Genomic DNA, 11994 nt, shown 5'->3' on the forward strand with positions numbered 1-11994 from the left:
TTAAAGATAAGTCCGTTAAAGGGTTTCCTGCTTCAGCGCTTCCACAAACCGGTCTATCTCCTGCAGTTTTGCCGGGATGTCGATGCCTTGCGGACAGTGCGGGTTACATTGGCCGCAACCAGTGCAACGGTTGGCTTGGCGCAGGCGGGGAACACTGCGGTCATAGCCTATCAGGAAGGCACGGCGTGCCTCGCGGTAATTCTCGTCCTGGCTGCTCTGCGGCACGTTGCCCTCGTTGATGCAGCGGTTGTAGTGCAGCAGGATGGCTGGAATATCCAGCCCATAGGGACACGGCATACAGTATTTGCAGTCGTTGCACGGCACGGTGGGGTATTGCAGCATTCGCTGGGCGGTATCTTCCAGTAAGGTAAACTCCTCTTCCGTACATGGAACAAGCGGGGAGAAGGTACGCAGGTTGTCTTGCAGATGCTCCATGTACGTCATTCCGCTTAGTACGGTCAGCACATCGGGGAAAGTACCTGCGAATCGGAAGGCCCAGGAAGCCACGCTCTCCTGCGGACGGCGTTGTTTCAGACGTGCCATCAAGTGGTCGTTCAGGCGGGATAGGCGTCCGCCCAGCAACGGCTCCATGATAACGGCGGGAATGTTGCGCTTCACCAGCTCGGCATATAGGTATTCGGCATCCGTGTTGCGGGTATTCACTTCTTTGGCATGCCGCCAGTCCACGTAGTTCAGTTGGATTTGTACGAAGTCCCATTTCAGTTCGTCGTGGCGGGAGAGCAGGTAGTCAAAGACTTCGATGTCTCCATGATAGGAGAATCCGAGGTTGCGGATGCGTCCGGCTTCGCGCTCTTTCAGCAGGAAGTCCAGCATGCCATTGTCCAGATAGCGGGAGCGGAGGGCTTCCATGCCGCCCATGCCGATGCCGTGCAGCAAGAGGTAGTCGATGTAGTCCACTTGCAGGTCGCGGAAGGAGCGGTGATACATGGCAAGGGACTCTTCGCGGCTGTGCGTGCTGGGACTGAAGTTGGACAGCTTTGTGGCAAGGAAGAATTTCTCCCGTGGGTGGCGTTTCAAGGCAATGCCCGTGGCGCGCTCCGACAGACCTTGCACATAGGCGGGGGAGGTGTCGAAATAGTTCACTCCGTGGGCAATGGCATAGTCTATTAGGTCGTTCACGGCTTCCTGGTCTATTTCGTCTCCATTCCCGTCGGCGCGTTTCCGGGTGGGCCATCGCATGCATCCGTATCCCAGTAGAGAAACCCGGTCGCCCGTGTTGGGATTGGTACGGTAGGTCATCTTGTCGGTTGGTATCTCGCCCAGCGCGGCCGATTCGCTCTCCCCGTTGTTCTTGTTGCCCGAACAGCCGTACAGGGCTGCTGCCGAGGCAAGCGTTCCTGCACCGGCGAGTTTGAAGAAATCGCGGCGGTTTATCTTGTTCTTATTGTCTTCTTTCATTGTGATAGGACTGAAATTATAAATGGATATTTGGATGATAAAGCTGCTTCAGACAGTTCTGTGCATCACATGGCCTTCCACATAAATGGCACTGAACGGACGCGACGGACAAAGGTTCTCGCATGCTCCGCATCCGATACAGCGTTCGGCGTTGACTACCGGTATCTTGATGGAGGCTTCGTCTTCCGGGTCTGAAGGAACCATCTGTATGGCACCGGCCGGACAATGGCGGGCACAGTTCCCGCATTCCATCTTGTCTGTGATGCAGATGCAATTCTCCTTAATCCATACGGCATGACCGATTTGGACGGCCGATTTCTCGGCGAGGCTTGTCAGATGGATGGCATCGGTAGGACACACCTCCGCACACTTGGCGCATTCGGGGCGGCAGTAACCGCGTTCGTAAGACATTTCCGGCTGCATCAGTTTTGTCAAGTCCGAAGAAGGACGGAGCACTTGGTTGGGGCATACCGATACGCAGAGCTGGCAGGCTGTGCAGTGTTGTGCAAAGTGGCGGGCGCTCAGTGAGCCCGGAGGAGTGATGGGAGTGGCGCGCTCGGGGATTTTTTTGTCCTCGATGACAGCCAGTCCACCGTCCACTTTCTTCTCTTGTGCCTTGAGGGCTGCCGTAGCAGCAAACACGGCGGTTGTAGAGAGAAATGCGCGGCGGGCGTCGTTTACCTGCTCCGGTGCCACGGAGGTTTCCTGAGAGACTGCAGCGGAGGCCGGCTTGCGGCGTGTGTAAGTGATGGCACCTTTCCTGCACTTGTTGATACAGTCCATACATGCCACGCAACGGCTGTAATCTATTTCGTGTGCCTTGATGTTGATGCACGATGCCTTGCAGTTACGGGCACAAAGTCCGCAACTGTTGCACTTCTTTGTGTCAATTACCGGTTTCAGCAAGGAATACTTCGAGAGGAAGCCAAGCACTGTACCTACCGGACAGATGGTGTTACAATAGGTACGTCCGCCTCGCCATGCCAGCACGATGAGGACGACCAGAGTGACCGTGGCAATCAGCAGGATAGGGAGACTCTTCATCCATACATCCGTTTCATAGAAGGCATAGCTGTCAGCACGTTCGGCCAGGTAGGCCAGTCCGTTGTTTGCCCATTGGTAGAGCGGGGAGAAAAGGCTGGAAACGATGCGCCCGTATGAGCTGTAAGGGGCCAGTAGCACGACAAAAGAGTTCAGTCCGCCGATAATGGCAAGTACGAATACTCCCAGCACACCGTAGCGTAGCCATTTCAGTACAGGCGAATAGTGGAAACGGTTCTTCTTCCGTTTGGCGGAGAGCCAGGAAACAATATCCTGGAATACTCCTAACGGGCAGATGACGGAGCAGTAGATGCGTCCGAATACCAAGGTCAGCACTGCAAGAAACAGTACTACACCGATGTTCAGTGCCAGCACGGCCGGCAGGAATTGTATTTTCGCCATCCATCCGAACCAGGCATGCAGTGTTCCCGTGAAGTCGAGGAACAACAGCGTGATGAATGCAAAGAAGATGACGGCAAGGGTCAGTCTGATGGTACGTAGCATAAATGTTTAGTATTCGTTCTTTATACTTTTTTCCCCATCTCGTAGGCTTCGTGCATGGAAGGCTTGTCGTTTATCTCGCCTACCTTCCAGGCACCCACGCCATAAATGGTGCCGCATTCTTTGGGCTCTTCCAGGCAGTCGAGGAAGCCACGGAAACCATCAATGGTACGTTCCATCATGGGGACACTTTCTTCGGCGGCGGCGATGATGAAGTAGAACTCCTTGTTCTTTATTTCAAGGTAGCGTGCACAACAACGGTCAATCAGTGTCTTCATCTGCGCGCTCATGGTGTAGAAGTATACGGGAGTTGCCATGACGATGACGTCGGCGGCAATCATCTTTTCCACCACTTCGGCGGCATCGTCCTTTTGCGGGCAGGGTTTGCCGTACATGCTGCATACGCTGCATCCCGTGCAGTAGTTGATGTGCTTGTCTTTCAGGAAAATCTTTTCTACTTGATGTCCGGCTTCTGCGGCACCGCGCATGAATTCGTTGCACAAGAGGTCGGAGTTTCCATTCCTGCGGGGACTGGAGGAGAGGATTAATACTTTTTTGCTCATATTCGTTGTTCGTTAGTTAGTAAATGATTACGTGCTGCAAAAATAGGCAGGTTTTATGAGAATGGCAGTATACAAATTACGGTTGTTGTTACCTAAATTACTGATTCATTCCAAAAGTATCTCCCGTTCGATGCCGGTGTCTTTCAGAAACTCCCGGTCGTGGCTGATGGCAATTACGGTGCCGGCGTAGTCGCGTATCGTTGCCGTTATTATTTCTATGCTCTCGATGTCCAGATTGTTGGTGGGTTCGTCCAAAATGAACATGTCCGGGGTGTTGTCGGCAATCATCAGGCAGCAGAAGGAAAGACGCATCTTTTCGCCGCCACTCAGTTTGCTGCACGGCTTGTTCCACACGTCGTGGGGAAAGAGATAACGGTTGAGGATGGTTTTCATTTCATGTTCCGGCAGGTGGCGGTGGTTGAAGGCTTCTGCTTGTTGGAGTACGCTGCGCTCATTACGGACGAGGGAGTATTCCTGGTCCAGATAGACGGAGGTGAAGTCGGCACGCTCCATCACTCCGCCGGTGGGGTGCAGTTCGCCCATGATGAGTTTCAGCAGGGTTGTTTTTCCACTGCCGTTTTTTCCTTTCAGGCTGAGGCGGTCGCCGCTTCTCAACTGGAAGGTGAGGGAGGAAGACCAGAGCTCCTTTACTGCCTCCGGACGGGTTGTCTCCATAGGAGAAGCCGCGAGGCTGGGATAATGAAAGTTGACGTCCTTTGCCTTGACCAGAACCTTCCCCACATGCAGATGAGAGGCATTGAAGTCTGTTTTCAGTTTGTCTGTCTGTGGCAGTGAACTTTTGATACCTGACATTTCTGCCTGTAATTTTTCCGTTTTCTCCGTATGAATGCTGCTGAGTCTGCTGCTGCTGTTTTCCGCATTGTTTTTCAGTGCTCCCATCATGATGCGGGGAATCCCCTTTTTAATGGAGTTTTTTTCTCCCCGCACATTCTGTTTGGCCTTCCGTTCTTCTACTTCGCGTGCCACTTTGCGTGCAAGGCGCAGGGCTTTCTGCTTCTCTTCCAGTTGTTGGGTAAGGGCTTTCTGTTGCAGGGCCTTCTGTTCTTTGTAGAAGTCGTAGTTTCCGCTGTAATACGTCAATCCCTGGGAGGAGAGTTCGCAGATGGCAGGCAACTGATTCAGTAGCGTGCGGTCGTGACTGATGACGAGCACGGTAGCCGACGTCCGTCGTATCAAGTTATACAGACGTTTCCGTCCATCCGCGTCCAGATGGTTGGTCGGTTCGTCCAGCAGGATGGCTGTCGGGTTGTGCAACTCCATGCCCGCCAGGAAGATGCGGGTTTTTTCGCCGCCGCTAAGTCTTTCCATCGGACGGGAGAGTGGGATACCGTCCAGTCCCCAATTGTCGAGAGAAGCCAGGGCGTGTTCTTCCACGTTCCAGTCATCGTCGAGCGTATTGAAGTGCTTTTCGGCAGCGTCACCGCTTAGGATGGCATGAAGGGCAGACAGCTTCCGGCTGATTCCCAAAGCTTGTGCTACTGTCTGTCGGTCGTATTGCCCGAAGTGCTGGGGGACGTAGTACAGATGTTCGGGGCGTAGCACCGTTCCCGAACTTGGAGACAAGTCTCCTGCCAAAATACGCATGAGGGTAGACTTGCCGCAACCGTTATTTCCGGTCAGGGCTATTTTATCTCCGGAGTTGATACTCAAGTGGAGGTGTGAAAACAAGATTTCCTTATCTGCATGGATATAGCTAAGGTCTTTAATGATAAAGCTCATAAGTTTCTACTGTGTTTTTAGAAGTAAGAATGATAGGGGGGATGCAAGCATTCCCCGAAATTGAAATTCTCGAAGGGGAGGGGTACAGACAAACACAGTATTGGCTAAACATCTATATAGGTGATGCTCAGCGTTCAGTCTGAAAAAGCATGTTGATAGTGATGTTTACCGAAATGTGTTGTCTTTAGTCGGATATTCTCATCGGTGGAATTAATTGGTTAGTGGGCGCAAAGGTAATAATTTCCACTGAATAACAAAGGCTTTTTGCGATATTAATATCGTGTCGGCAAGAAGTTAATATCGTGTTTGCAAGAAATTAACTTCCTGCAGACACGATGTTAATACTTTATTGGTTCTGTTACTTCATGGCCGAAGCATCGAACGAGAGTGGCAGTAATTCTCCCACATTCTTCAGCTCGTAGATTCCCTTTTTGCCATACAGCAACACCCGCATTGGCTGCTTGAAGCGCTTCTCCGTTTCGAGCATCACTTGCCGGCAGGCGCCGCAGGGCGGGATGGGAGACTCCAGGAATTCGTTGTGCTCGTTGCGTGCGGCAATGGCGAGGGTGGTTACTGCCTGGTCGGGATGTTGGGAGTTGGCATAGAATAGGGTGGTGCGTTCTGCACACAGCCCGGAAGGATAGGCGGCGTTTTCCTGGTTGGTGCCGGTCACTACAATACCGTTTGCCAGTCTGGCTGCAGCTCCTACCGAGAAGTGGGAGTAAGGGGCATAGCTGCGGTTGGTAGCCTCGCGGGCGGCATCCATCAGTTCGCGGTCGGCGGCATCCAGTTCTTCATAGTCGTATATCTTGACGGCGATTTCGATATTTAATTCTTTCATAAGGCAAAGGGTTATATTGTAATTAATGTTACAAAGATAGAAAAGAGATTGGTTATTTCAATTCTTTTACGGACTTTTGTGCAGAACTCAACATTTTAAGCATGAAACGGATTTTCAGACTGACTGCTATCATAGCATTTCTTTTTATTTCCATTACAACAGTGCAGGCACAACGCCGGAATGCCCGCTACAATGAGTATATCAAACAGTATGCTCCCCTTGCCGTGGAGCAGATGCAACGTCATAAGATACCTGCCAGCATCACGCTGGCCCAAGGGCTGTTGGAGAGTGGTGCCGGATACAGCGAGCTGGCGCGTAAGAGCAACAACCACTTCGGCATCAAGTGTGGAGGCAACTGGCGCGGACGGACGGTGAGGCATGATGACGATGCCCGCAATGAATGTTTCCGCGCTTATCGCAATCCGAAAGACTCTTATGAAGACCATTCCGATTTCCTGAAACGGGGAGCACGTTATGCTTTTCTTTTCAAACTGAAGATTACGGACTATAAGGGTTGGGCGCGCGGCTTGAAGAAGGCCGGCTATGCTACCGACCCGTCGTATGCCAACCGCCTGATAACCATTATTGAGGACTATGAACTGTATAAGTACGACAGCCGTGGCATGAGCAAACACGATGTCCGCAGTTGGGAGAAGGAACTGAAAAAGAAACCTTGGCTGGCCAATCCGCATCAGGTGTACATTGCCAACGATATAGCTTATGTCGTGGCACGCGACGGAGACACCTTCCAGGTATTGGGCAAGGAGTTTGACATCAGCTGGAAGAAACTGGTGAAATACAACGACCTCCATAAAGAATATACACTGGAGGTGGGAGACATCATCTACTTGAAAGAAAAGCGCAAGAAAGCTGCCAAACCCCATACTGTCTACATTGTGAAGGACGGCGATTCCATGCACTCCATTTCCCAAAAGTACGGTATTCGTCTGAAGAACCTTTATAAGATGAATCGTAAGGATGCGGAATACGTGCCCGAGGTGGGAGACCGCTTGAGATTAAGATAAAGAAGCTATCCGAAAATGTACAGGGTGTCCGAAAACGGACACCCTTCTTTTTTGCCTTTTCGCTTACTTTCAGTGGTTTATGATTTTGGCATGGATTTAGTATATATTAAGCGTTATGTTCGCAAACAATAAAATTTAAAGATATGGATAGAGAAATTCCGAAAGAAGTGCGTAATAAAGAACGCAATAAGAAAATCATCCGCTACGGTGCTATCGGCGTGGCAGGTATCGTAGTGGTCAGTGTACTCATTTCATTGATGCGTACGGGAGTGAAGGAGAAAGACCTTGTATTCTCCAAAGTAGGCAAGGGTACGATTGAAGTCAGTGTCAGTGCCTCCGGAAAAGTGGTTCCTGCATTCGAGGAAATTATAAATTCGCCTATTAATACCCGCATTTTGGAAGTGTACAGAAAAGGTGGTGATAGTGTGGATGTCGGTACCCCTATCCTGAAACTGGACTTACAGAGTGCCGAAACCGACTACAAAAAGATGCTGGATGAAGAGCAGATGCGCAGCTACAAGCTGAAACAGCTGAAACTTGACAACCAGACCAAGCTGACCGACCTTCAGATGAAAATCAAAGTCTCCGCCATGAAGCTGGACCGCATGAAGGTGGAACTGCGTAACGAGCAGTACCTTGATAGCCTCGGTTCGGGCACCACCGACAAAGTGCGCCAAGCCGAACTGAGCTACAATGTAGCACAACTGGAATACGAGCAATTACAGCAGCAGTATGCCAACGAGAAGGAAGTGCTGGCTGCAGAATACCAAGTGCAGGAACTGGATTTCAGCATGTTCCAGAAGACACTGGCCGAAACCAAACGTACGCTCGACGATGCGCAGGTGCGTTCGCCCCGGAAGGCCATCCTTACTTATATCAACAATCAGATTGGTGCCCAGGTTCCCGAAGGCTCACAGATTGCCGTCATCTCCGACTTGAGTCACTTCAAGGTGGAAGGCGAGATTGCCGATACTTACGGTGACCGTGTGGCTGCCGGCGGCAAGGCCATTGTGAAGATTGGCAGCGAAAAGCTGGAAGGTTCCGTAAGCAGTGTTACTCCGCTTTCAAAGAATGGCGTCATCTCCTTTACCGTGCAGTTGAATGAGGACAACAACCGCCGACTGCGTTCCGGTCTGAAAACCGACGTCTATGTGATGAATGCAGTGAAGGAAGACGTGATGCGCATAGCCAATGCCAGCTATTATGTGGGACGTGGGGAGTATGAACTTTTTGTACGCAATTCCGACAAGGAAATTGTAAAGCGCAAGGTGCAGCTGGGCGATTCCAACTTTGAGTTTGTAGAAGTGGTCAGTGGTTTGCAACCGGGTGATGAAGTAGTGGTGAGCGATATGAGTAACTATAAGAACAAGAATAAGTTGAAGCTAAAATGATAAAGGTTTACTTGAAACAAGCCTGGGAGCTGTTGAAGCAGAATAAACTGTTCAGCATGCTCTACATTGTGGGTACGGGGCTGGCCATTGCCATGACAATGATTATGGCGGTGGTGTATTATGTGAAGATTGCGCCCGTCTATCCGGAGGCAAACCGCATGAATACGCTTTACCTCAGCAATTCAAAATTCACGCAGGGAAGCGGCAACAATACCAGGACCATGCAATGGGCTGTTTCCTACAAGGCACTGCAAGACTGGTTCTATCCCGTAGAGAATGCCCTTGTCGTTTCGGCCGAGCTGCATAATGATTTGTCGGAAAACAGTTATATACAGCCTGCCGACCGCAGCGGTGATTTTCCGGTTATGGTAAAGTTGACAGACCCTGCTTTTTTCAAGATATATTCTTTCCAATTCCTGGAAGGTAGTCCATTCACGGCATCCGACCTGGCAAGTGGCATTTCCACTGCTGTCATTACCGATGATTTGGCACGCCGCTTGTTCGGTACGACGGAAGAGGTAGTAGGACGCTCGTTCAGCCTGAACTATATCGACTATCGGGTTTGTGGGGTGGTGCGCAGTGCCAGTTACCTCACCTCTAAATCCTATGCACAGCTTTATATACCTTATACGGTGTCGCCCGATTACAGCACTCCCAAGTACGACCTTCCCTATCTGGGAGCTTTCAGTGCTACCTTTCTGGTGCAGGACAGTAAGCAGGGAGATGCTCTGCGGGCTGAGATAAAGGAAATCTGCCGCAAGGAGAATCTTATGCATCCCGATGAATGGAAAGTAGATTTCTGGGAGCAGCCCACCTCCCATCTGTTGAGTGTCTTCAAGACTTATGCAAGTATGGAGTTTGACCTTTGGGCCACAGTGCGCCACTTTCTGCTTGTCCTGCTCGTATTGCTGTTGGTGCCTGCCCTGAATCTGAGCGGCATGATATCGAGCCGTATGGAGGGACGTCTGGCAGAGATGGGCGTGCGGAAATCGTTTGGAGCCGGACGTAAGATACTGCTTTCACAAGTGATGTGGGAAAACCTGCTGCTGACCGCACTGGGCGGAGCATTGGGCTTGCTGCTGGCATGGCTGGCACTTTACGTGGGACGCGAGTGGATATTTACGGTATTCGACAGCTGGCCGAATATGGTACCCGAAGGAGTGGAGGTCCGCGTATCGGGTGAAATGCTGTTTGCTCCGCTGGTTTTTCTCGCCGCATTGGCGCTGTGCGTCGTGCTGAATCTGTTGTCGGCCCTTATACCGGCGTGGTATTCCTTGCGGAAACCGATTGTGAACTCACTGAATGAAAAACGATAAGACACGGGAGGTTGGTATGTTTAAGTTAATATGGAAGAATCTTTGGGCGCGCCGCCGCAAGAACGGATGGTTGTTGGCCGAATTGATATTGGTGAGTATCATCAGTTGGGTTGTATTGGACCCGGTGATTGTGGTCACGCACGATCGTAATATCCCGTTGGGCTATGATGCGGAGCGGCTTTGCCTCATTTCATTGGGCGCATTGCAGCCCCAGGCACCGGGATACGATGCCGAAGCGCAGGACTCTGCTACGTTGGTGGACAACTATTATAATTTGGTGCGTTATGTCAAGGACTTTGACGGTGTGGAATCGGCCACTCCCGTGCTGGGATTCTGTTATCCCAATTCTTCGGGAAGTTCGAATAGTCAATTGTTTGCCGAAGGGGATACGATTCCCTTATCTATTATGATGATACAATTTCTGCCTCATACGAACTTTTTCGATACGTATGGTTTCCGTTCCGGTAAGGGGCGGACACCCGGACAGCTGTCCGACTACGCCTATGCCCCGAATGACATTGTACTGACAGAGAATGCTGCCGAACAGTTGTTCCATACCAAAGACGCGCATGGCAAACGCTGTGTAAGCAGAGACCATGGAGATACCTTGTACATGCCGGTTGTCGGTACGATAGGAGCCATGAAGATGTATAGCGAGTGGCGTCCCGTCCCCGTTGCATTTATGCCGATGCTTACCATCGATACAAGTTATATCCCTGAAAGTGCTCATATCCTGGTACGTCTCAAAGAGGGTGTCAGCATGGAGCGTTTTCTGCACGATTTCCGTCCCTGGATGGTGAAGGAGATGAGGCGGGGTAATCTGTTTGCCCGTAGTGTCCGTTCCTATGAGCAGATTATAACGGAGAGCGAAGCCAGCAATTCCACACCGATTTACCGCCGTAATTTGGCGATGGCGTCTTTCTTCCTGGTGAATCTTTGCCTGGGTGTCATCGGTACCTTCTGGTTGCAGACACGTACGAGGCGCGAGGAAGTGGGAGTGATGCTGTCGTTCGGAGCTACACGCAGTGACATTGTCCGCCTGCTGATGGGCGAAGGCACGGTATTGACCGTGGTCGCTTCACTGACTGGTTTTCTGCTTTATTTGCAATATGCACTGAAAGAAGGGCTGGCCAAAGGACAGAATTGGGTGGAGAGTACAGAGAGCTATTGGGTATCGGATTTTACCTTGCATTATTTGCTCGTGTCGCTCGTCATCTTTCTGATACTGCTGGTGGTAGTGTTGGTGGGAATCTATATCCCGGCGCGCAACATCAGCTGCATTCCACCTACGGAAGCCCTGCGTGACGAATAGATGAAAACGGACAAAGTGTTCATTTTCGGACACCTTACTGCATGTATAAATAGCAGATAATCAATGATAAACGGTTTTGGCATAACTTTTGACCTCTTGAAGCAGAAATTGTGCGGAATAGAAACAGAACAGAATAATAACAATTAAATACTTACCATTATGATTAAGTTAACTAGCATCAACAAGATTTATCGTACAAACGAGATTGAAACCGTGGCATTGGAAAATGTAAACCTCGAAGTGAACAAGGGAGAATTTCTCAGTATCATGGGACCTTCCGGTTGCGGAAAATCTACGTTGCTGAACATTATGGGTTTATTGGATGCACCCACCAGCGGTACCATCGAAATAGCCGGTACGAAAGTGGACGGCATGAAGGACAAGGAGCTGGCTGCTTTCCGTAACCAGAAGCTGGGTTTTGTGTTTCAGTCTTTCCATCTGATTAACTCGCTGAATGTACTGGATAATGTGGAGCTGCCTTTGCTGTATAGAAAGGTGTCTGCCAAAGAACGCCGTCGTTTGGCGGAAGAGGTGTTGAAGAAGGTCGGTTTGAGCCACCGCATGCGTCACATGCCTACACAGCTTTCCGGCGGTCAGTGCCAGCGTGTAGCCATTGCCCGTGCCATTATCGGCAACCCGGAGATAATCCTCGCCGATGAGCCCACCGGTAACCTGGACTCCAAGATGGGTGCCGAAGTCATGGAACTGTTGCATCAACTGAACAAGGAAGACGGACGTACCATCGTGATGGTGACCCACAATGAAGAGCAGGCCAAACAGACCTCACGTACCGTCCGCTTCTTCGACGGACGTCAGGTGGAATAATTACTGCTTAGCAACTGTCA

General features: G+C 50.7%; 10 protein-coding genes. 5 read left to right on the forward strand and 5 right to left on the reverse strand.

Going from position 1 to position 11994, the window contains the following annotated elements; all coding sequences use genetic code 11:
* Positions 1-15 precede the first annotated feature (15 nt).
* The 5 genes from CSD97_RS16000 to cdd form a co-directional block, all read right to left on the reverse strand.
* Complete coding sequence (locus CSD97_RS16000; protein WP_098032703.1) at positions 16-1419, reverse strand: aldo/keto reductase; 1404 nt, start codon at positions 1417-1419, stop codon at positions 16-18.
* Positions 1420-1467: 48 nt separating this feature from the next.
* The gene (locus CSD97_RS16005; RefSeq protein WP_098032704.1) at positions 1468-2964 is read right to left on the reverse strand and encodes a 4Fe-4S binding protein; all 1497 of its coding nucleotides are present in this window, start codon (positions 2962-2964) and stop codon (positions 1468-1470) included.
* Positions 2965-2984: 20 nt separating this feature from the next.
* Positions 2985-3524, reverse strand: coding sequence for a flavodoxin family protein (locus CSD97_RS16010; protein WP_087333058.1), 540 nt, complete (start codon positions 3522-3524; stop codon positions 2985-2987).
* A 105-nt stretch (positions 3525-3629) separates the two neighbouring features.
* Positions 3630-5264, reverse strand: coding sequence for an ABC-F family ATP-binding cassette domain-containing protein (locus CSD97_RS16015; protein WP_098032705.1), 1635 nt, complete (start codon positions 5262-5264; stop codon positions 3630-3632).
* Between the two features lie 358 nt (positions 5265-5622).
* Complete coding sequence (cdd, locus tag CSD97_RS16020) at positions 5623-6105, reverse strand: cytidine deaminase (protein ID WP_098032706.1); 483 nt, start codon at positions 6103-6105, stop codon at positions 5623-5625.
* Between the two features lie 101 nt (positions 6106-6206).
* Here cdd and CSD97_RS16025 point away from each other — a divergent pair, with 101 nt between their 5' ends.
* The 5 genes from CSD97_RS16025 (at position 6207) to CSD97_RS16045 (ending at position 11974) form a co-directional block, all read left to right on the forward strand.
* The gene (locus CSD97_RS16025) at positions 6207-7130 is read left to right on the forward strand and encodes a glucosaminidase domain-containing protein (RefSeq protein WP_008664751.1); all 924 of its coding nucleotides are present in this window, start codon (positions 6207-6209) and stop codon (positions 7128-7130) included.
* 143 nt (positions 7131-7273) lie between these two features.
* Complete coding sequence (locus tag CSD97_RS16030; RefSeq protein WP_005831166.1) at positions 7274-8521, forward strand: HlyD family efflux transporter periplasmic adaptor subunit; 1248 nt, start codon at positions 7274-7276, stop codon at positions 8519-8521.
* Positions 8518-9837 (forward strand): ABC transporter permease, encoded by a 1320-nt coding sequence (locus CSD97_RS16035; RefSeq protein ID WP_005837418.1) that lies wholly within the window; start codon positions 8518-8520, stop codon positions 9835-9837. The genes CSD97_RS16030 and CSD97_RS16035 overlap by 4 nt, the downstream gene beginning before the upstream one ends.
* Before the next feature lie 16 nt (positions 9838-9853).
* Positions 9854-11149, forward strand: a complete 1296-nt coding sequence (locus tag CSD97_RS16040) for an FtsX-like permease family protein (RefSeq protein WP_098032719.1) — start codon at positions 9854-9856, stop codon at positions 11147-11149.
* 159 nt (positions 11150-11308) lie between these two features.
* Entirely contained in the window at positions 11309-11974 is a 666-nt protein-coding gene (locus CSD97_RS16045) for an ABC transporter ATP-binding protein (RefSeq protein ID WP_005837416.1), read from the forward strand.
* Positions 11975-11994 lie beyond the last annotated feature (20 nt).

It is taken from the genome of Bacteroides sp. AR29 (genome assembly GCF_900217715.1).
Lineage (GTDB): Bacteria > Bacteroidota > Bacteroidia > Bacteroidales > Bacteroidaceae > Bacteroides > Bacteroides uniformis.

Bases quoted from the DNA above. Each gene is read 5' to 3' on its own strand.
- CSD97_RS16010 (WP_087333058.1), bottom strand. From the start codon at position 3,524: ATGAGCAAAAAAGTATTAATCCTCTCCTCCAGTCCCCGCAGGAATGGA.
- CSD97_RS16030 (WP_005831166.1), top strand. From the start codon at position 7,274: ATGGATAGAGAAATTCCGAAAGAAGTGCGTAATAAAGAACGCAATAAG.
- cdd (WP_098032706.1), bottom strand. From the start codon at position 6,105: ATGAAAGAATTAAATATCGAAATCGCCGTCAAGATATACGACTATGAA.
- CSD97_RS16045 (WP_005837416.1), top strand. From the start codon at position 11,309: ATGATTAAGTTAACTAGCATCAACAAGATTTATCGTACAAACGAGATT.
- CSD97_RS16025 (WP_008664751.1), top strand. From the start codon at position 6,207: ATGAAACGGATTTTCAGACTGACTGCTATCATAGCATTTCTTTTTATT.
- CSD97_RS16000 (WP_098032703.1), bottom strand. From the start codon at position 1,419: ATGAAAGAAGACAATAAGAACAAGATAAACCGCCGCGATTTCTTCAAA.
- CSD97_RS16040 (WP_098032719.1), top strand. From the start codon at position 9,854: ATGTTTAAGTTAATATGGAAGAATCTTTGGGCGCGCCGCCGCAAGAAC.
- CSD97_RS16005 (WP_098032704.1), bottom strand. From the start codon at position 2,964: ATGCTACGTACCATCAGACTGACCCTTGCCGTCATCTTCTTTGCATTC.
- CSD97_RS16015 (WP_098032705.1), bottom strand. From the start codon at position 5,264: ATGAGCTTTATCATTAAAGACCTTAGCTATATCCATGCAGATAAGGAA.
- CSD97_RS16035 (WP_005837418.1), top strand. From the start codon at position 8,518: ATGATAAAGGTTTACTTGAAACAAGCCTGGGAGCTGTTGAAGCAGAAT.